The 18,654-nt window shown below is 61.2% G+C and carries 20 protein-coding genes; 11 read left to right on the plus strand and 9 right to left on the minus strand.

Annotation, left to right across the window (positions count from 1 at the left end):
• The first annotated feature begins 49 nt into the window (after positions 1-49).
• Positions 50-265 (plus strand): hypothetical protein, encoded by a 216-nt coding sequence (locus tag ABWV42_RS01935; protein WP_353338672.1) that lies wholly within the window; start codon positions 50-52, stop codon positions 263-265.
• Here ABWV42_RS01935 and ABWV42_RS01940 read toward each other — a convergent pair.
• From ABWV42_RS01940 to ABWV42_RS01950, 3 genes are all read right to left on the minus strand, one after another.
• Positions 262-2,355: a 3-hydroxyacyl-CoA dehydrogenase NAD-binding domain-containing protein gene (locus ABWV42_RS01940; RefSeq protein ID WP_353338673.1), complete on the minus strand. Its 2,094-nt coding sequence runs from the start codon at positions 2,353-2,355 to the stop codon at positions 262-264. The genes ABWV42_RS01935 and ABWV42_RS01940 overlap by 4 nt on opposite strands.
• A 140-nt stretch (positions 2,356-2,495) precedes the next feature.
• Positions 2,496-2,711, minus strand: coding sequence for a hypothetical protein (locus ABWV42_RS01945; RefSeq protein ID WP_353338674.1), 216 nt, complete (start codon positions 2,709-2,711; stop codon positions 2,496-2,498).
• Positions 2,712-2,739: 28 nt separating this feature from the next.
• Positions 2,740-3,069 carry a TraR/DksA family transcriptional regulator gene (locus ABWV42_RS01950; RefSeq protein ID WP_255105544.1) on the minus strand — a complete coding sequence of 110 codons (330 nt, stop codon included), beginning with the start codon at positions 3,067-3,069 and terminating at the stop codon, positions 2,740-2,742.
• A 134-nt stretch (positions 3,070-3,203) separates the two neighbouring features.
• Here ABWV42_RS01950 and ABWV42_RS01955 point away from each other — a divergent pair, with 134 nt between their 5' ends.
• The 4 genes from ABWV42_RS01955 to ABWV42_RS01970 all read left to right on the plus strand — a co-directional run bounded on the left by ABWV42_RS01955 (position 3,204) and on the right by ABWV42_RS01970 (position 5,468).
• Entirely contained in the window at positions 3,204-4,067 is an 864-nt protein-coding gene (locus tag ABWV42_RS01955; RefSeq protein ID WP_255105541.1) for an MBL fold metallo-hydrolase, read from the plus strand.
• A 101-nt stretch (positions 4,068-4,168) separates the two neighbouring features.
• Positions 4,169-4,594 (plus strand): YeeE/YedE family protein, encoded by a 426-nt coding sequence (locus tag ABWV42_RS01960; RefSeq protein WP_353339504.1) that lies wholly within the window; start codon positions 4,169-4,171, stop codon positions 4,592-4,594.
• Positions 4,594-5,028: a DUF6691 family protein gene (locus ABWV42_RS01965; RefSeq protein ID WP_353338675.1), complete on the plus strand. Its 435-nt coding sequence runs from the start codon at positions 4,594-4,596 to the stop codon at positions 5,026-5,028. Before ABWV42_RS01960 ends, ABWV42_RS01965 begins: the two co-directional genes overlap by 1 nt.
• An 11-nt stretch (positions 5,029-5,039) precedes the next feature.
• Positions 5,040-5,468: a protein tyrosine phosphatase family protein gene (locus tag ABWV42_RS01970; RefSeq protein WP_255105535.1), complete on the plus strand. Its 429-nt coding sequence runs from the start codon at positions 5,040-5,042 to the stop codon at positions 5,466-5,468.
• On the opposite strand, the gene ABWV42_RS01975 is transcribed toward ABWV42_RS01970, so the two are convergent.
• From ABWV42_RS01975 to ABWV42_RS01995, 5 genes are all read right to left on the minus strand, one after another.
• Positions 5,457-6,536 carry a FliM/FliN family flagellar motor switch protein gene (locus ABWV42_RS01975; RefSeq protein WP_353338676.1) on the minus strand — a complete coding sequence of 360 codons (1,080 nt, stop codon included), beginning with the start codon at positions 6,534-6,536 and terminating at the stop codon, positions 5,457-5,459. The two genes, ABWV42_RS01970 and ABWV42_RS01975, sit on opposite strands and share 12 nt — an antisense overlap.
• 69 nt (positions 6,537-6,605) lie before the next feature.
• Positions 6,606-9,296, minus strand: coding sequence for an ATP-binding protein (locus tag ABWV42_RS01980; RefSeq protein ID WP_353338677.1), 2,691 nt, complete (start codon positions 9,294-9,296; stop codon positions 6,606-6,608).
• Entirely contained in the window at positions 9,297-9,488 is a 192-nt protein-coding gene (locus tag ABWV42_RS01985; protein ID WP_353338678.1) for a hypothetical protein, read from the minus strand.
• 71 nt (positions 9,489-9,559) lie between these two features.
• Positions 9,560-9,928: a response regulator transcription factor gene (locus tag ABWV42_RS01990; protein ID WP_255105531.1), complete on the minus strand. Its 369-nt coding sequence runs from the start codon at positions 9,926-9,928 to the stop codon at positions 9,560-9,562.
• Positions 9,929-10,004: 76 nt separating this feature from the next.
• The gene (locus ABWV42_RS01995) at positions 10,005-11,303 is read right to left on the minus strand and encodes a helix-turn-helix domain-containing protein (protein ID WP_255105529.1); all 1,299 of its coding nucleotides are present in this window, start codon (positions 11,301-11,303) and stop codon (positions 10,005-10,007) included.
• Between the two features lie 218 nt (positions 11,304-11,521).
• Here ABWV42_RS01995 and ABWV42_RS02000 point away from each other — a divergent pair, with 218 nt between their 5' ends.
• From ABWV42_RS02000 to ABWV42_RS02025, 6 genes are all read left to right on the plus strand, one after another.
• On the plus strand, positions 11,522-12,859 hold the full coding sequence (locus ABWV42_RS02000) for a substrate-binding protein (protein WP_255105527.1): 1,338 nt from the start codon (positions 11,522-11,524) through the stop codon (positions 12,857-12,859).
• 176 nt (positions 12,860-13,035) lie between these two features.
• Complete coding sequence (locus ABWV42_RS02005) at positions 13,036-14,067, plus strand: branched-chain amino acid ABC transporter permease (protein ID WP_353338679.1); 1,032 nt, start codon at positions 13,036-13,038, stop codon at positions 14,065-14,067.
• Positions 14,068-14,070: 3 nt separating this feature from the next.
• The gene (locus ABWV42_RS02010) at positions 14,071-15,270 is read left to right on the plus strand and encodes a branched-chain amino acid ABC transporter permease (protein ID WP_255105523.1); all 1,200 of its coding nucleotides are present in this window, start codon (positions 14,071-14,073) and stop codon (positions 15,268-15,270) included.
• A gap of 12 nt (positions 15,271-15,282) precedes the next feature.
• A complete protein-coding gene (locus tag ABWV42_RS02015) occupies positions 15,283-16,038 on the plus strand; it encodes an ABC transporter ATP-binding protein (RefSeq protein WP_255105522.1) in 756 nt (251 codons plus the stop codon).
• Between the two features lie 15 nt (positions 16,039-16,053).
• On the plus strand, positions 16,054-16,809 hold the full coding sequence (locus ABWV42_RS02020; protein ID WP_255105520.1) for an ABC transporter ATP-binding protein: 756 nt from the start codon (positions 16,054-16,056) through the stop codon (positions 16,807-16,809).
• A gap of 159 nt (positions 16,810-16,968) precedes the next feature.
• Positions 16,969-17,910 carry a DMT family transporter gene (locus ABWV42_RS02025; protein ID WP_353338680.1) on the plus strand — a complete coding sequence of 314 codons (942 nt, stop codon included), beginning with the start codon at positions 16,969-16,971 and terminating at the stop codon, positions 17,908-17,910.
• Here the strand turns inward: ABWV42_RS02025 and ABWV42_RS02030 are convergent.
• Positions 17,834-18,517 (minus strand): thiamine diphosphokinase, encoded by a 684-nt coding sequence (locus ABWV42_RS02030; RefSeq protein WP_353338681.1) that lies wholly within the window; start codon positions 18,515-18,517, stop codon positions 17,834-17,836. The genes ABWV42_RS02025 and ABWV42_RS02030 overlap by 77 nt on opposite strands.
• Between the last annotated feature and the right edge of the window lie 137 nt (positions 18,518-18,654).

Raw genomic sequence — 18,654 nt, forward strand, 5'->3', positions numbered from 1 at the left:
TTACCGCGCCCGCCACAAGGCAGGGGTGCAACTCGAAAAGGATGACAGCATGCAATGGCTTGTCTGGGGCGGTGCCCTTGTTTCGCTTATCGGCCTCTGCGGCCTCATTCTGTCGATCGTCAAGGTCGCCAAGGCCCGCAACGCTGGCCTCAGCGATGAAGAGCTACGGGTAGCCGTTCAAAAGGTGATGCCCCTGAACCTCGGCTCGCTTTTCCTGTCGGTCATCGGCCTTATGCTGGTGATCCTTGGTCTCTTCCTCGCCTAGGCATTGAGGGCGTCAAAGCCCTGCCCGTTCTTGATCAGCTCGTCAAAGACCGGCTCAAGCCGCCAGAACACGCCGTCCATCGGCGCGTTCTTCTCGATGTCGCGCTTCACGGTCAGCAACCCTGCCAGATCCGCCGACTTCATCGGCCCGCCATGCCAGCGCGGGAAACCGTAGGCCAGCATCATCACCACGTCGATATCCGACGGCCGCGTGGCAATCCCCAGCCGCAACAGGCGCGCCCCCTCGTTGGCCATCGCCGCAAGACAGGCGTGCTGGATCTCCTCGGCTGAAAACCCGCGCGCCCTGATCCCAAGGCGCTCACGTTCGTGGCGCAGGATCTCGATCACCTCCGGATCAGGCACGCCAGCGGATTTCGGACCGTCATAAAGATAAAACCCCTTGCCGCTGTCACGCCCCTCGCGCCCGGCCTCAAGCAGAAGTCCGGCGAACCGGATATTGCGTTCGCCTTCGCCCCCCTGCATGGCTCTGGCCTGCCGCTCTCCAAGGCTGCTGTTCAGGCCCTCGACGTCCATCACCTGATAGGGGCCCTTGGCCATGCCCCAGTCGCGCATCGCCTCGTCTACAAGGTAGGGCGTCGTGCCCTGCTCAACCAACAGGTCCGCCGCGTGCCGATAGGCCCCAAGAATGCTGCGCCCGATATGCGCCACGCCGCCGCCCGCACGCACCGGCACCTTGCCCATGCGCCGCACAACATCCACCGCCGTCATCACCGCATCCGCCCCGGACTGCGTTCCGGCCACGACCTCGACAATCCGCCCGATGCGCACCGGTCGCGAGAACCGCAGGCCCACCACGTTCTGCGGGTCCTCGGTCATCTCCGCCAACTCGCGCACATCCGTCCACAGCGACGTGGTCGCCAGCACCGTGTCCTCCCGGATCACCGCATCCAGCTGCGAATAGACCCGCTGCTTGATCTCGCGTTTCTCCGGCACTGCTTCGATCACCATGTCCACGTCCGCAAGGGCCACGAAATCACTATGCCCGCTCAGCCGCGCCAAACCGCTTTCGACGTCCTGTGCGGAAATCTTGCCGTTGCGCGCCTGCCGGTTCAGCATGTTGGAAATCTGGTCAACCCGGTTGCGCGCGATCTGTTCCGAGTTCTCGACAATAAGCACCTCGTACCCAGCCGCGAGACAGGCCAGCACCACGCCAGTGCCCTGTCGCCCGCTGCCCACGATACCAATGCGGCGCACCGCCCGGCGACGCCCCGCCTCCAGTTCGGGAAACTTGGCCGCCTTGCGCTCGGCAAAGAACGCGTGCCGCAACGCCGCGCTCTGGTCCGAGGACACCAGCGTCTCGAAAGCCGCCCGCTCGAAAGTCAGCCCCTGCGCGAACGGCAAAAGCTCTGCCACCTCGACACAGTTGATGATCTCGGCAGGCGCAAGTTCCGGGTGTTCGGCAATCGCGCTGCGCCGCGACGCCACCGCCTTCTGATACCCAATGGGATCGGCAAACCCCTGCATCGCGTCTTTCGTCGGGCGCACCGGCGCGCCCTCTGCAATCAGCTCCTCGGCAAAGCGCAGCGCCTCCGCCTCGAGTTCCCCCTCAACGATCCGGTCGAAATAGCATTCCGCTGTCTTCGATGACGCCTCGATCGGCTTGCCCGACAGCATCAGGTCCAGCGCCGCAGACGCCCCGGCCAGCCTCGGCGTGCGCTGCGTCCCCCCGGCTCCGGGCAGGATGCCCAATGTCACTTCCGGCAGGCCAACTCGCGCCCCCGTCACAGCGATCCGGTAATGCGCCGACAAGGCCACCTCGAACCCGCCGCCCAGCGCAGTGCCATGCAGCGCCGCCACAACCGGCTTGCTCGATGCCTCAATCAGGTTGCAGACCTCGGGAAGCCAGGGATCGATCGGCGGCGCGTTGAACTCCGAGATATCCGCCCCCGCCGGAAAGGTCCGTCCGCGCCCTAGGATCACGATGGCCTTTACGGTGTCGTCGGCCAGCGCACGGTCCAGACCCGCCACAAGCCCCTGCCGCACCGCCACCCCAAGGGCGTTCACCGGCGGGTTGTTCACTGCAAGAACCGCAACCTCGCCTTTGACAAGGTATTCGACCGCGTCCTCCATACCGTCGTTCCCCTACTCTCAATACACGTACTGTAATTCCCCTCCACAGTACGAAGCCCCACGCTCAAAGCAAGAAAACAAACAGAAAAATGGCACCCGCAGTCTCCCGCGAGTGCCATTTTGCAAGTCTGCCGATCCGATCAGATCGGCATGTTGTCGAATGCGTCTTCCACTTCCTCGTCGACCAGTTCAAGGTCGCGGGTCCGCAGATGCGCCGGAACTTTGCCGCCGCGTATACGAATATTTTCCAAAAGTCGGTGCAGGTCCTGGTGCAGGTTGTACCGCTCATCACCCTCTGCTGCTTCGATTTCCGGCAACAGGGCTTCGGCCTTGGCCAGAAGGTCTTCAATAGTCATTTTCTTGGTTCCTCCTCAAAAAACCAACTCACCCGGCCGTTGCAGCCGCGCAATTCTTACACAATGGCGCATCAGGCAGCACATCCAACCTTTCAGCCGAGATGTCGTCCCCACAACGCACGCAAATGCCGTATTCTCCGTCACGAATGCGTTTGAGTGCTGCACGAATACGCAGAATCTCATCTTGGCCACTCTGGCCCAACTGCTCGAGAACTTCGTCGCCTTCCCGCTCGACAGCCATCTCTTCCCAATCTTTCGAGTTGGGTGCGTCCAACTCTTCCTCGATCAGGTGCAGCCTTTCATCCAGCTCCGACAGGCGCTTCAAAAGGGCTTTTTTGCGGGTCGTTACATCGGTCATCACGTCTTCCTCAAAATGCGCCCACAGACTGACACGTTCCGGTTGATCTGGCATTGATATAGGTCAACGCAACACTTCCTCTTGATACATATGCGCAAAATAATATATGTCTTTCTGCAAACGGAGGATTCTCGATGACGCCAGAAGTAACCGCCTTTTTTGACAATGCGACGAACACGATCTCGTTCGTGGTAAAAGACCCCGAAGGCGCATCCTGCGCCATCATCGACAGCGTGCTCGACTTCGACTACTCGTCAGGCCGCACCAGCACCGCCTCGGCCGATGAGGTCATCGCCTACGTCAAGGACAACAACCTCAACGTCGAATGGCTGCTTGAAAGCCACGTCCACGCCGATCACCTCTCCGCCGCGCCCTATATCCAGGAACAGGTGGGCGGCAAGATCGGCATCGGCAAGAACATCACCATCGTTCAGGACACTTTCGGCAAGGTCTTCAACGAAGGCACCGAGTTCCAGCGCGACGGCTCGCAGTTCGACCAGCTCTTCACCGAGGGCGACAGCATCATGATCGGCCAGATGCGCTGCGACGTGCTGCACACCCCGGGCCATACCCCCGCCTGCCTGACCTATGTGATTGGCGATGCCGCCTTTGTGGGCGACACCCTCTTCATGCCCGATTTCGGCACCGCCCGCTGCGATTTCCCCGGTGGCTCCTCCGAGATCCTGTACCAGTCGATCCAGAAGATCCTCGCCCTGCCCGACGAGACCCGTATCTTCGTGGGCCACGACTACAAGGCCCCGGGTCGCGATGAATACGCGTGGGAAACCACCGTCGCGGAACAGCGGGCGCGCAACATCCACGTTGGCGAGGGCAAGGACAAGGACGCCTTTGTCGAAATGCGCGACGCACGCGACGCCACCCTCGACATGCCCAAGCTCATCATCCCCTCGCTTCAGGTCAACATGCGTGCTGGCCAGATGCCCGAACCGGATGAAAAGGGCGATGTCTTCCTGAAAGTGCCGGTCAACAAACTCTGACCCCTTTCCCAAAACACACCGGTGGCGCGTCCAAATGCGGATAGGGCGCGCCACCTCATAGTCTCGCATCAGGACCAAGAGGAAATGCGATGTTTGAATCTATCCCAGTTGATTGGATCTGGGGGCTGGTTGGCGGCCTCCTGATCGGCACCGGCGGTGCCGTCTACCTTCTTGCCAACGGGCGCGTCATGGGCGCCAGCGGTATCATCGGCGGCCTTGTCGATGGCTCGGGCCGCAGCTCGGCCATGGAACGCATTGTCTTTCTGATCGGGGTCTTCCTGCTGCCGAACGTGCTGAAACCGCTCTACCGCCCCTTCGAAACCCACGCCAGCGAGAACCTCGCCGTGCTGGTTGCAGCGGGTCTCCTTGTCGGCATCGGCACCCGTATCGCCAATGGCTGCACCTCCGGACACGGGGTCTGCGGCATCTCGCGCCTGTCGCTGCGCGGCATGGTCGCCACCGTCTTCTACATCATGGCAGGTGGCCTGACCGTGGTCCTCTTCCGTCACATTCTGGGGGTGATCTGATGCAGCGCCTTGTGTTTGCTTTCATCGCGGGTGGCCTGTTCGGTGCCGGCCTCTTCGTCTCCGGCATGACCGACACCACCAAGGTACAGGGCTGGCTTGATGTCTTCGGCACCTGGGATCCGACCCTTGCCTTCGTGATGGGCGGGGCAATCCTGCCCATGGCCATCGCCTGGATGCTCACCAAGGGCCGCCGCCCCATCGTCGGCGGAGAGTTCCCCACCCCGCCGGAACCCAAAATCGGCCGCAACCTCGTTCTGGGCTCGGTCCTCTTCGGGGCCGGCTGGGGCCTCGCCGGCCTCTGCCCCGGACCGGCCGTTGCCTCTCTGTCTTATGGCGGTTGGCCGCACTGGGTCTTCCTCGTGGCCATGCTGGCCGGGATGTGGGCCGCGCCGATGGTGCGCTCGCAACTGGACAAGGCGGTTCCAGCCGAGTAATCGAGAGCATCATGGATATTCGTCAGATCACGCCCCGATACTTCGTTGCCCCGCAAATCTCGGCCGAGGACGTTGCCGCCCTCGCCGACGCAGGGTTCACACATGTCATCTGCAACCGCCCCGATGCCGAGGTTCCGCCCTCCCATCAGGCCGATGCCATCGGTGACGCGGTAACGGCGGCCGGGCTGACCTTCGTGGTCAACCCTCTGACCCATGACACCATGACGCCCGACCGCTGCGCCCTGCAACGCAAGACGCTGGAAGAGGCCCCCGGCAAGGTTCTGGCCTATTGCGCATCCGGCACCCGCTCGACGGTGTGTTGGTCGCTGGGTCACGCCGATACCCTCACCGTTGACGAAATCGTCAACGCCGCTGCACAGGGCGGCTATGACATGCGTCCGCTCGCACCGCGCATCGCCTCGCTCGCGTCAGGCGGTTAAGGCGATATCATCTTCGGCCAAGCCCTCTCCCGATAACAGATCTTCCAGATCATCGAGGGCTTCGCCGTCTTCCATACCAGTCTCAAGATCCATCATCGGCATATCAAGGGCCACCTCCGGCAAATCCGACAGGTCAGGTTCGGCCACCCGCGCCTCTTCATGCATCTGCACGAAGGCCGTCGCATCTCTTTCACCGCCCTCTTCGCCCCGTCCGGCCTGCCCGATCAGCCGCACAGCCCGCGCGCCGTTCATCTGGCCAAGCGTGACCTGCGCCGACACGCCCCCCTCTTCCATCACAAGCCAGGTCCGATCCAGCACGCCGGCCTCAAGCGGGATCGTCTCGCCAACCGCGAGGCCCTGAAGCTGCGAAAGCGGAAGCTGCACCCGCGCCAGCACCGCATCCAGCGTCACATGGGCCGAAAGCACGCCCTGCCGCACGGTCTCTGACGCCGCATCCCCGCCCTCTTGCTCCTCTGCTGGTTCCACATGGTCGGGAAAGGCCATGACAAGGCGTCCTTCGCGCGCGCCACCGGCAAGGGACACCTCCATCTCGAACAGGTGATACAACCCGTCCCCCAGCGCCAGAACAAGTGTTCGCGCCTCTGGCACCATCGCCCCGAAGGCATAGTTGCGCCCCCAGAACGACGTATCCGCCGTCTCGAGGCTCTGCGAATACCGCGCCAGCGCATCATCCAGAAGCGGTGCCATCAACGCCGCATCCACCCGTGTCGGCAGCCGCTCGCCCGCGCCTTGCGGCAACACGGTGCCGATGGTCTGATGCTCGACCACGCCACCCAACACCGGGGTTTCGATCGCGACACCTGCGGCGGGCCTCCCCTCAAGAAGCGCCATGAACCCAAAACCGGCAAACAGTTCACGCAGGTCCTCGTGTTTGACCGATGACTGCCGCACCGACCGCACCTCGAGCGGCACCCCAAGGCTGTCCTGCGCCGCCGTCTCAAGCGCGCGCCGCATCAGCCGCGCCACCGGCACGGCCCGCACCGTTCCCGCGCTGCCCTTGGGCGTCGCCATCTTTCGCAAGACCGATTTTTCGTCCTGTTCCGTCATTGCCTGCTGCCTGACACGAGTATCACCCCAGTCTAGGCACACGAGGTTACCAGAGGCTTTACAACACCCCTATTCCGCCGCCTTGCGCAACGTCCTTGGAACGATCACCCGAAACGCAGCACCGCCCTGTCCCGGCAGATAGTTCACCGACCCGCCAAGCCGCGCCATGATCTCGCGGCAGATCGCCAGCCCAAGCCCCGCGCCGCCGGCTTTCATCTCCCCGACCCGCGCGAACTTCTCAAAGATAACCGCCTGATCTTTCTTGGAAATACCCGACCCGTTGTCCACGAAATCCACCAGCACCGAGGCCCCGTTCTGCACAACACGAATGGTCAGCGCGGGCGCCTCTGCATCACAGTATTTGCGCGCGTTGGCGATCAGGTTGATGAACACCTGGCTCAGGCGATCCAAATCGGTATTCAGCGCCACCGCCTCCTTGACCTGATCCCGGCGCACGGTAAAGCCATCACTGCCCGCACCAGTCAGCGCCGAGGCCAGCGCATGATCCAGAAGCGCGCCCAGATCACCGGTCTGCACGTTCAGGTTCACCTGCCCGTTTTCAAGCACACTCAGGTCCAGCAGGTCATCCAGAAGCCGCGTCAGACGCAACGCCTCGTCATGGATGATCGAGGAATATTTGACCTTCTCGACTTCACTCAGCCGCTCGCTGTCCCGAAGAATTTCCGAGAACGCCCGGATCGAGGTCATCGGTGTGCGCAACTCGTGGCTCACCTGGCTCAGGAAGGCATCCTTCTGCACCGAAATCTCGGTCAGCTTCTCGTTGGCCTGCCGCAGCTGCCGCGCAGTCCGGCTCTGCTCTTCCGACTTGGCCTCAAGACGGCTGGAATACTCCATCATCTGCGCGGTTTCATCCGCCACCGCCATCAGGTCTTCCACCGAAACCGAAGCGCCGCCAACAATCTGGCCAATCATCGCATGGGCCGTCGCCGCCCCGACCGACCCCGACAACTCCCGCTCCAGCACCAGCAGGAAATCCGGGCTGGGCTCGGGCAGGTAACCGCCCACACCCTGCCGCTGGGCCTCGCTTTCAAACAGGATCTGCGCCTCGCGAGCACCAAGAATACGCTGCGACATCACCATCAGGTCTTCACTCTGCGCAAAGCTGCCGCTCCAGCTCTGGAGGTTCTCCGTGTGTTCGTAAACATTCACGAACTGCGCGCCCTGTAAACGCTCAAGCGGGGTTGGAAACCCGATCAGGGACGCAAGGAAAAACACAACTGAATTCAGCGATATAGACCACAGAACTGCATGGACCAGCGGATCCATTCCCTCGATCCCGAACAACGCATAGGGCCGCAGCCAATCAATCCCGAAGATCCCGTGCTCCATAACGGTTTCCGGGATCAGAACGCCGGGGCCGAAGCTTGGCAGCATCAGGCAATAGGCCCAGACCATGAACCCCACAGTCAACCCAGCAAAGGCCCCGTTGCGTGTCGCGCCCCGCCAGAAAACCCCGCCCAGCAACACCGGCAGGAACTGCGCCACACCAGCAAAGGAAACAAGACCAATCGAGGCCAGCGCGTTGCCGCCACCCGAAAGCTGGAAATACAGGAATCCAAGGAACACCACCCCGGCAATCGAGAACCGCCGCGCCAGGATCACGACGTTACGCACGTCGCCCGAAACCGTCGCTCCGCCACCTGTCGCCGTCAGCCAGATCGGCATCACGATATGGTTCGACACCATCGTCGACAACGCCAGCGCCGCCACGATCACCATCGACGTCGCCGAGGAAAACCCACCAAGGAAAGAGAGCATCGCCAGCCCCTCGTTCCCCGTCGCCAGCGGCAGCGTCAGAACAAAGAGGTCAGGGTTCGATCCTTCCGGCAACAGGTCCAGCCCCACCACCGCGATCGGCACCACGAACAGGCTCATCACCATGATATAGGCCGGAAACGCCCAGGATGCGGTGCGCAGGTGGCTTTCATCATCGTTTTCCACCACCATCACTTGGAACATGCGCGGCAGGCACAGAAAGGCCGCCGCCGACAAGAAGATCAGCGAGGCCCAGCGATCTCCACGCATCTCCCACATGCCGATCTTCGAGGCATCGATCTTGTCCAGTGTCTCTGACAGGCCCCCACCAACGCCCCAGACCACGAACACCCCAACCGCCAAGAGCGCAAAAAGCTTTACGATGGCCTCCACCGCGATGGCCATGACCACACCGTGATGGCGTTCGTTCACGTCAAGGTTCCGGGTGCCGAACAGGATCGTGAACAACGCCAGCCCCATCGCGACCAACAGCGCCGTGCTTTCCTGATCCGCCAGCGCCTCAAAGGTCGATCCGGCGTCGGAAAACACCGCAAAACTAAGCGTAACCGATTGCAATTGAAGCGCAATATAGGGCGTGGTTCCGATCACGGCGAGGATCGTCACCCCCACCGCCAGCAGGTTAGACTTGCCATATCGCGAGGAAATCAGGTCGGCAATCGAGGTCGCCCGCTGTGCCCGGCCGATCCGCACCAGCTTGCGCAGGACCCACCACCAGCCAATCATCACAAGGCTCGGGCCGATATAGATGGTCAGGTATTCAAGCCCCGACCGCGCAGCATAACCTACCGCCCCGTAGAACGTCCACGCAGTACAGTAAATCGACAGCGACAGCGTATAGACCAGCGGCGACCGCAGCCACCCGCCCTTACCCCGTCGCGCCTCGCGTTCGGCGGCAAAGGCCACCACGAACAGGAAAATCACGTAGATCAGGCAGACCGCCACAAGTATGTTGAGCGTCGCCATCTAGCCGTCCTTGAGGTTCTCATCCACCTGCGCCGTCAACGCCAGCCGCGACAACAGCGCCGTGACAACCACCAGCCCGAACCACACCAGAAATACGTAAACCAGCGCCTTTGACGTGGTCACGCCGCCATCTTCACCCGTCGGCCACAACAGTGGCACCGCCCAGAGCAGAGTGCCAATCACCGGCATCATGCGGATCAGGTCAACAAGGCGCCTGCGGCGATAGTTTCGCCTTTGCAAGAAAACGGAAGTCTGCCGCTTGCTCATGCGTCGACCAGGTCGCGCACCGCCTCAAGCACTTCAGCATTGGAGAACGGCTTGGTCATGAACCGGTTCACACCGGCCTTTTCCGCCATTTCGCGATCCTTCAACTGGCCACGCGCGGTCAGCATCAGCACCGGCAGGCTCTCGGGTCCGTGGGTTTCACGCAATTCGCGCAGGATGTCGAACCCGCTCTTGCCCGGCAGCATCACGTCGAGAATAAGAATATCGGGCACCGCACCACGCACGACGTCAACTGCATCATGCCCGTTCGAATGCGTGGAAACAGCCCAGCCATCCCGCGACAGGATGAAACTGATCGCCTCAATAATGTTCGGCTCGTCCTCAATCAGAAGAACGCTCTTTCCCATACATTATACCCTCCCTGCCTCAACCGATGTTACGGCCGCGCCCGCCGATCTTAACTGCCCGCACCAAAAAGCCAAGTCAAATCCCATCAACAAGAATGGATGGTTCCCGTCTGCCGACACAGTCAAGGCTCGGACATACCCGACAGGTTGAGCCAACCTCCCGCGTTGCCCCTGCATCCCCCTCGATCGGCACCACCAGCATGAAAGCGTGATACAGCGGGTCTTCGTTGAATTCGAGCGGCCCAATGGTCTCGGATATGGCATAGCAATCAAACTGCCGCGCATCCCGCCCCGTCACCGTCACGGTCTGGTGGATCGGCCGCAAAGGCCGGTTCAAGGCCTGGAACAATGGCCATTTCGGACAGGCCGCGCTGAACCGTGGCACCGCGAACCCCTCGACCGGCTTGCGAAAGATAAGCGTCCCCGAGCCGTCGCAGACCACCATCCCGATGGGCGACGACCAGAAATCATTGGACAGTATGGAAATCCGCCGCATGACCGCCGCCATCGGCGCGCGGAATTCCTTTACAAGACGCGGGAAATCCAGCCCCCACTCTCCCATCGCCTTGCCAAAACTCGCCCGCGGCATCATCACCGCATCGCGCCTAAGCTGGCGCAGCACCCCAAGCGCCACATCCCGCGAGGCATGTGAGGTCAACTGCGGCTGCGCCTCGATGAACGCCTCAAGCCCCTCGTCACTCTCTTCCAGATCGGTAAAGCGGTAATTGTGCTCGGCCAGCATCATTTCCACCTCTTCCATCGGCGAGGTCAGGCTCGCCCCAACATCCCCTGCCCCATCAAGGTAAGTCACAAGCTGCTGCGTGCTCTCGGCCAGCCGCTGACTGTCTTCGTTCAGGTTGCGCTGGAACCGGTTGCGCCATTCCGGTTCAATTTCCTTGGTTTCGGCCAGAATGCCCGCAGTCGAGCGGATCGCCGTTACCATCGTCAGAACCTCGTGCATCGAGGTGGCCAGATGCGGATCGTGGGTCAGCCGGTCGGTCAGCGTGGCCGCAACCCGCTCCAGCGTGCCCACCCGGCGGTGGTTGTCCGCAATCAGCTCTGCCCAGCCCGGAAACCGCCCAGCAAACTCGTCCACCCGGTCCAGCTCCGATTGCACTGAAGGCGCATCCGCAGCAGCCTCCCGCAGCGTGGCGATCAACGCCGCCTCGGCGCCCTCACTCAGCAGGGATGGCTCCACCCCAAGCACCTGGGCTATGTCCACAAGGAGTTTACCGCCGATTCTGCGCCTGTTGTGCTCGATCAGATTGAGGTAACTGGCAGAGATACCGACCTCGCGCGCAAGCTCTGATTGACGTATCCCCGCCATCGCCCGTCGCTCCCGAATACGGCTGCCTGTCAAAGTGTCGCGAGCCATGGTGTTTTCCTTGTTGTTTTCAACGACTTTCTGCAGCGCCGAAAAATTTCTTTACAGTGCATACTATGGTATTGTGGATTACTTTACAAAAAAATTGTTACGCTAAAAGCAGTTGTTGCGGAATTTTCTATCCCTCCCCGATAATGAATTTGCACAAAAGTGCTTATGGCGTGCGGAAGAGGAGCCAATCGCCATTGTTTACCAAACGGGAGGATTAAATGTCCAAAACCACTATGACACGTCGCGGCGTGCTCAAGTCCGGTGCCGTCGCTGGCGCTGGCGTAGCGCTTCCGACCATCTTTACCGCGTCGTCTGCTGCTGCCTACACCAACGAGCCCACCGGCGGCTCCGTGACCCTGGGCTTCAACGTGCCCCAGACCGGTCCCTACGCGGACGAGGGTGCAGACGAACTGCGCGCATACGAGCTGGCTGTTGAGCACCTGAACGGTGGCGGCGACGGCGGCATGATGAACACCTTCTCGTCCAAGGCGCTGCAAGGTAACGGCATCCTGGGCAAGAAAGTCGAATTCGTAACCGGCGACACCCAGACCAAATCGGACGCAGCCCGCGCATCGGCCAAGTCGATGATCGAAAAAGACGGCGCTGTCATGATCACCGGCGGTTCGTCCTCGGGCGTTGCGGTTGCCGTACAGGCTCTCTGCCAAGAGGCAGGCGTCATCTTCATGGCCGGCCTGACCCACTCGAACGACACCACCGGCAAGGACAAGCGGGCCAACGGCTTCCGCCACTTCTTCAACTCCTACATGTCGGGTGCCGCGCTTGCGCCGATCCTGGCCAACAACTACGGCACCGACCGTAAGGCCTATCACCTGACCGCCGACTACAACTGGGGCTACACCACCGAGGAAGCGGTTCGCACCTCGACCGAAGCCCTTGGCTGGGAAACCGTTGCGGCCGTGAAAACCCCGCTGACCCAGACCGACTTCTCGTCCTACATCGCTCCGGTTCTGCAATCGGGCGCGGACGTTCTGGTTCTGAACCACTACGGCGGCAACATGGTGAACTCGCTCACCAACGCGGTTCAGTTCGGCCTGCGTGACAAGCTGGTCAACAACAAGAACTTCGAAATCGTTGTTCCGCTCTACTCGCGCCTGATGGCTAAGGGTGCCGGTGCCAACGTTAAGGGCATCTACGGTTCCACCAACTGGCACTGGTCGCTGCAGGACGAAGGCTCCAAGGCATTCGTCAAGTCGTTCGGCACCAAGTACGGCTTCCCGCCGTCGCAGGCTGCACACACCTGCTACGTTCAGGCCATGCTCTACGCTGACGCATGTGAGCGCGCAGGCACCTTCAACCCCTGCGGTGTTGCAGAAGCTCTCGAAGGCTTCGAGTTCGACGGCATGGGCAACGGCAAGACCCTGTACCGTGCGGAAGACCACCAGTGCTTCAAAGACGTTCTGGTTGTGCGCGGTAAGGAAAACCCGACTTCGGAATTCGACCTTCTCGAAATCGTCGAAGTTACCCCGACCGCACAGGTTACCTACGATCCGGCGATCTTCGGCGGCGAACTGGGCACCTGCAACCCGGGCGCCTAATCCGGACCTTCCGGTCGCGCCCCCGGCGCGACCGGTTTCTCTGTCCGCCCCCAAATCGAGCATCGCGACACCGCTACGCTCTGCCCCTTCGCGGGTGGGAGGACGGGCTTTTCATTCCAAGGATCGGGGCACTGATCTAACGGAGCGACCCCAGACAAAACCTACGGGTGGGAACCATGGACGCAATAATCCTTCAAATCCTAAACGGGCTCGACAAGGGCTCGGCCTACGCGCTGATCGCGCTTGGGCTTACACTGATCTTCGGGACGCTGGGTGTGGTGAACTTCGCCCACGGCGCCCTGTTCATGATCGGCGCCTTCTGTGCCGTGACCCTCAGCAAGATCCTCAACCTGAGCTTCGAGACGATCGACCCGACCAAGACCGACTTCCTCGGCAACCCGCTCAAGGTCAAAACCCCCTATGTCGAAGCCTGGTTCGGCCCGGAAACCGGTGCCGCCCTGATCGACTGGTCCGTCCCACTTGCGATCCTGTTCTCGATCCCGATCATGCTCTTGGTCGGCGTCATCATGGAACGTGGCCTGATCAAGCACTTCTACAAGCGTGAGCACGCCGACCAGATCCTCGTGACCTTCGGCCTTGCCATCGTTCTGCAGGAAATCATCAAGTATTACTTCGGTGCCAACCCGATCCCGACCCCGGCGCCCGACGCCTTCAAGGGCTCGTTCGACTTTGGGGCCGCGATCGGCTTCGACCCGAACACCATCATCTACCCCTATTGGCGTCTGGTCTACTTCATGTTCTCGGTCGTGATCATCGGCGGTGTGTTTGCCTTCCTGCAATTCACCACCTTCGGCATGGTCGTGCGTGCCGGCATGGCAGACCGTGAAACCGTGGGCCTCCTGGGCATCGACATCGACAAGCGCTTCACCATCATGTTCGGCCTCGCAGCCGCCGTGGCCGGCCTCGCAGGCGTCATGTACACCCCGATCAACTCGCCCAACTACCACATGGGCATGGACTTCCTCGTGCTGTCCTTCGTTGTTGTGGTTGTCGGCGGCATGGGCTCGCTTCCGGGCGCGGTTCTGGCAGGCTTCCTGCTGGGCATCCTCGAAAGCTTTGCCTCCATGCGCGAAATCATCGACCTCATCCCGGGCATCAACCAGATCATCATCTACCTGGTTGCCATTATCATTCTGTTGACGCGTCCGCGTGGCCTGATGGGTCGCAAAGGCGTGATGGAGGAATAACTCATGCTGGGTCTCAACAAAAAAGACACCTCCCTCCTGCTGATCGTTGTGGTGCTGACCCTGTTTGCACCCTTCATCCTGAACCCCTTCCCCGAAGGCTCGGCGATGGCACAGTTCAACGCAGGCTATCCGGACCTGATGCAGCGTTTCGTGATCTTCGGGATCTTCGCCATCGGCTTTAACATCCTCTTCGGCCTCACCGGCTACCTCTCCTTCGGCCACGCTGCCTTCCTCGGCATCGGCTCCTACGGCGCGGTCTGGATGTTCAAGATCCTCGGCATGAACGTGCTGCCCGCCATCGTGCTCGCGGTCATCGTCGCCGGCCTCTTCGCAGTCGTCATCGGCTACGTCAGCCTGCGTCGCTCGGGCATCTACTTCTCGATCCTGACGCTCGCCTTCGCCCAGATGATGTTTGCACTGGCCTATTCGGTTCTGACCCCGATCACCGGCGGTGAAACCGGCCTGCAACTGACCCTGAACGACCCGCGTATCCTTGGCGCAAGCCAGACCGCAGGCGGCAACATCCCGGTTCCAAGCCTCTTCGGCATGGAAATGCGCAGCAGCACGGATCTGGAAATCGCCGGATGGGTCTTCACCTTCAACGTCGGCTACTACTTCTCGGCGCTGATCATGATCCTCGCCTTCTACCTGTCGATCCGCATCTTCCGGTCGCCTTTCGGCATGATGCTGCGCGCGATCAAGTCGAACCAGAACCGCCTGAGCTACACCGGCCTCAACCCGCGTCCCTACACGCTGGCAGCCTTCGTGATCTCCGGCATGTACGCTGGTCTCGCAGGCGGCCTGATGGCCTCGATGGACCCGCTGGCAGGCGCCGAGCGTATGCAGTGGACCGCATCGGGTGAAGTTGTTCTGATGACCATCCTCGGCGGCACCGGCACCCTGATCGGTCCGGTTCTGGGCGCGGGCTTCATCAAGTACTTCGAGAACATCTTCTCGAAGATCAACGACAACATCCTGCACCAGTGGTTCGCATTCCTGCCCGATGGTCTTGAAGACTTCGTTGTCTTCATCATCCACCCCTTCATCGGCAAAGGCTGGCACCTGACCCTCGGCATCCTGTTCATGCTCGTCGTGATCTTCCTGCCCGGTGGCCTGGTCGAAGGTGGTCAACGCATCCGCAAAGCCATCAAAGGCAAAAAGGCCGATGACACCGAAACCGCCAAAACCGAACCCGCTGAATAAGGAGAACGACTGATGAGCATTCTTGAAGTCAAAGATGTTGGCAAACGGTTCGGCGGCCTCCAGGCTCTGAGCGACGTCAACCTGAGCGTGAAGGAAAACTCCGTCCACGCCATCATCGGCCCCAACGGCGCCGGCAAGTCGACCCTCCTGAACTGCCTCGTGGGCAAACTCATCCCCGACACCGGCTCTGTCATGTTCGACGGCCAGTCGGTGCTGGGCCGCAGCCCCTACGAGATCAACCAGATGGGCATTTCCCGCGTGTTCCAGACACCCGAGATCTTCGGCGAACTCAGCGTCATGGAAAACATGATGATCCCCTGTTTCGCCAAGCGCGACGGTGCCTTCCGTATGCACGCCATCGAAAACATGATGGACGAAAAGGACATCGTGGAACGGGCCGAGCACATGCTTGAGGAAATGAACATGGCCGACAAGCGTGACATGCACGCCGCTGCCATGTCGCGTGGTGACAAACGCCGCCTCGAGATCGGCATGTGCCTCGCCCAGGAGCCGCGCCTGCTGCTTCTGGACGAACCCACCGCCGGTATGGCGCGGGCCGATACCAACAACACCATCGACCTGCTCAAGCAGATCAGCGACGAACGCGACATCACCATCGCGATCATCGAACACGACATGCACGTCGTGTTCTCGCTGGCTAACCGGATCACCGTTCTGGCGCAGGGCACTCCCCTCGTCGAAGACGATCCGGAAAACATCCGCGGCAATCCCAAGGTGCGCGAAGCGTACCTGGGCGAAACGGCATAATCAGGAGAGACCCAAATGAACGTCAAACCCGACTTCTCCAAGGGCCACAACCTGGCCGAAACCGCCCCCGCCTTCCTCTCCGTCTGGAACATGGAAAGCTACTACGGCGAAAGCTACATCGTGCAGAACATCTCGTTCAACGTGCACGAAGGCGAGATCCTCGCGCTTCTGGGCCGCAACGGCGCTGGCAAGACATCGACCCTGCGCTCGATCGCCCGCATGGATGACCCGCAGGTCACCCACGGTGAAATCTGGCTCGACCACCAGCCGCTGCACCTCATGAAAAGCCATGAGGCCGCCGCCGCCGGAATCGGCCTGGTGCCCGAAGATCGTTGCATCATCCCCGGCCTGACCGTGGAAGAGAACCTGCAACTGGCGCAAATCGCACCGCCTATCGGCTGGTCGATTGAACGCCTCTACGATCTCTTCCCGCGTCTCGGCGAACGCCGCAAGCAGGAAGGCGTCACGCTGTCTGGTGGTGAACAGCAGATGCTGGCGATTGCACGGGCGCTTGCGCGTGACATCAAGGTACTGCTGCTCGACGAACCCTACGAAGGCCTCGCCCCCGTGATCGTCGACGAAATCGAGAAAACCCTGCGCATCATCAAGGAACAGGGCATCACCACGATCCTCGTTGAACAGAACGCGGTCCGCGCCCTCGAACTCGCCGACCGTTCGGTGATCCTCGATACCGGCGGCATCGTCTTTGACGGCTCTGCCGAGGAAGTGCTCTCGAACGAAGAGCTGCGCGCAGAATACCTGGCGATCTGATCGCCAAAAGTTCCCCGATGCTCGGTGTTGATCCATAGACCGAGCTCACTCCCTGTCGGGCCGGTCTTCGTACCGGCCCGTTTTTTTCGTGATTTACGCTGGGTCACATTGCTAAGCTCAGGATTGAACCGCGCAACTGTTTCGGATTAGCGTCACCCCATGGCTCAGGATCGACCTCTCCTCGGCATTTTATTGATGCTTGGTTTTTGTGTGCTTGCCCCTTTAGGAGACGCTGTTGCGAAGATCCTGGGTCAACTCGTTCCCTTATGCCAACTGCTTCTGGTGCGTTTCGGCATTCAGGCACTGCTGCTGATCCCCGTCGTTGCCGCCACCAACCGCCCATGGCGAATGCGCCGCCGCACCTTCAATCTCATGATCATCCGCACCGTCCTGCATATCATCGGCATTGGCGCCATGTTCGCCGCCCTGCGCTTCCTGCCGCTGGCCGATGCCGTGGCCATCGCCTTCGTCATGCCCTTCCTGATGCTGCTGCTTGGCAAGTTCGTCCTCGACGAAGAAGTCGGCCTGCGCCGCATCCTGGCCTGCGTTGTCGGCTTTGTCGGCACCCTCATGGTGATCCAGCCGAGCTTTGCCGAGGTCGGCCTGCCCGCCCTCCTGCCCCTCGTGGTGGCGGTGGTCTTTTCGCTGTTCATGCTGGTCACCCGCCAGATCGCCAAGGAAACCGACCCGATCAGCCTTCAGGCCGTCAGCGGCACCATGGCCTCGCTCATGATCCTGCCGTTCCTGCTGATCGGCCCGCATATCAACATGCCCGAAACCGCGATCGTCTGGACCGACACCAGCACCACGGCGATGCTCCTGTTCATCGGCGCACTCGGCACCCTCGCCCACCTCCTGATGACATGGTCGCTGCGCTATGCCCCCTCGGCCACGCTGGCACCGATGCAATACCTCGAGATCCCCTTCGCCACGCTGATCGGCTGGATTATCTTCTCCGACCTGCCCAATGGCCTCGCCGCCATCGGTATTTGCGTGACCATGGCCGCCGGTCTTTATATCGTCTTCAGAGAGCGGGCCATGTCGCGGATTGCGTCAGCAACGCCTCAACCGCCCGTCCCAGACAGTCACGCGGCAGGATGATCAGCATCTTCGGTGCCGTGAACTGAAGCGACACCGCCCCCGTCGCGCGGTTCGATGTTCCCACACGCCCGTCCGGCGTAAAGGTCAGCCCGCCAATCGGCCAGTGCAGCCCGTCCGACACCCCTTCAACCAGCCCCATCGGAAACAGCGAGACCCGCTCGCCTTCTTCCAGATCAAGATCAATCGACGGCGGCGCGAGAAAGGCAATATCCGTGTCACCCAGCAGGATGCAGCGATGATCACAGTTGCGCACCAGCGCGTTGAAACAGGCAAGCTGGTGATCCAGCCGCGCCCCACTGAACCCCATCCCGATCACCAGCGGCGCCCTTATACTATGCAGGGCCTTGTCGAAATCGGTCCGGTTCTGGTCAAACACCACATGCAGGCGATCCTGCGGAATGCCCTCCACCCCGGCCCCCTCCAACGAGTCCATATCGCCGATAACCGCCTCGGGCATCACCCCGTATTCAAGGCAATGCAAGGCCCCGCCATCCGCCGCAACAACACGCGGTGCAAGGCGGCGACAGGTGTCAAAATCGGTTTTCCCGACCAATCCCGCCCCGACAAGGGTGATTGGTTCCAAACTATGCACAATCGCCTCAGACACCCCGGTTTCCCTCCAATTTTAAGAAACGCGCCACAATCTAGCCTCAAAATGATACGCTGTCTTTCACAGAATCGGTCAGCTTTCGTCTCGACTGTCGTGGTAAACAGAACCTCGAGTAGTTCAAAGGACCCGCATCT

This window comes from Pelagimonas sp. KU-00592-HH (genome assembly GCF_040369695.1).
Taxonomy (GTDB): Bacteria; Pseudomonadota; Alphaproteobacteria; order Rhodobacterales; family Rhodobacteraceae; genus Shimia.

Excerpts from the sequence above, each read along its gene's own strand:
- ABWV42_RS01935 (WP_353338672.1), top strand. The coding sequence starts at position 50 with ATGCAATGGCTTGTCTGGGGCGGTGCCCTTGTTTCGCTTATCGGCCTC.
- ABWV42_RS01940 (WP_353338673.1), bottom strand. The coding sequence starts at position 2,355 with ATGGAGGACGCGGTCGAATACCTTGTCAAAGGCGAGGTTGCGGTTCTT.
- ABWV42_RS01945 (WP_353338674.1), bottom strand. The coding sequence starts at position 2,711 with ATGACTATTGAAGACCTTCTGGCCAAGGCCGAAGCCCTGTTGCCGGAA.
- ABWV42_RS01950 (WP_255105544.1), bottom strand. The coding sequence starts at position 3,069 with ATGACCGATGTAACGACCCGCAAAAAAGCCCTTTTGAAGCGCCTGTCG.
- ABWV42_RS01955 (WP_255105541.1), top strand. The coding sequence starts at position 3,204 with ATGACGCCAGAAGTAACCGCCTTTTTTGACAATGCGACGAACACGATC.
- ABWV42_RS01965 (WP_353338675.1), top strand. The coding sequence starts at position 4,594 with ATGCAGCGCCTTGTGTTTGCTTTCATCGCGGGTGGCCTGTTCGGTGCC.
- ABWV42_RS01970 (WP_255105535.1), top strand. The coding sequence starts at position 5,040 with ATGGATATTCGTCAGATCACGCCCCGATACTTCGTTGCCCCGCAAATC.
- ABWV42_RS01975 (WP_353338676.1), bottom strand. The coding sequence starts at position 6,536 with ATGACGGAACAGGACGAAAAATCGGTCTTGCGAAAGATGGCGACGCCC.
- ABWV42_RS01980 (WP_353338677.1), bottom strand. The coding sequence starts at position 9,296 with ATGGCGACGCTCAACATACTTGTGGCGGTCTGCCTGATCTACGTGATT.
- ABWV42_RS01985 (WP_353338678.1), bottom strand. The coding sequence starts at position 9,488 with ATGATGCCGGTGATTGGCACTCTGCTCTGGGCGGTGCCACTGTTGTGG.
- ABWV42_RS01990 (WP_255105531.1), bottom strand. The coding sequence starts at position 9,928 with ATGGGAAAGAGCGTTCTTCTGATTGAGGACGAGCCGAACATTATTGAG.
- ABWV42_RS01995 (WP_255105529.1), bottom strand. The coding sequence starts at position 11,303 with ATGGCTCGCGACACTTTGACAGGCAGCCGTATTCGGGAGCGACGGGCG.
- ABWV42_RS02000 (WP_255105527.1), top strand. The coding sequence starts at position 11,522 with ATGTCCAAAACCACTATGACACGTCGCGGCGTGCTCAAGTCCGGTGCC.
- ABWV42_RS02005 (WP_353338679.1), top strand. The coding sequence starts at position 13,036 with ATGGACGCAATAATCCTTCAAATCCTAAACGGGCTCGACAAGGGCTCG.
- ABWV42_RS02010 (WP_255105523.1), top strand. The coding sequence starts at position 14,071 with ATGCTGGGTCTCAACAAAAAAGACACCTCCCTCCTGCTGATCGTTGTG.
- ABWV42_RS02015 (WP_255105522.1), top strand. The coding sequence starts at position 15,283 with ATGAGCATTCTTGAAGTCAAAGATGTTGGCAAACGGTTCGGCGGCCTC.
- ABWV42_RS02020 (WP_255105520.1), top strand. The coding sequence starts at position 16,054 with ATGAACGTCAAACCCGACTTCTCCAAGGGCCACAACCTGGCCGAAACC.
- ABWV42_RS02025 (WP_353338680.1), top strand. The coding sequence starts at position 16,969 with ATGGCTCAGGATCGACCTCTCCTCGGCATTTTATTGATGCTTGGTTTT.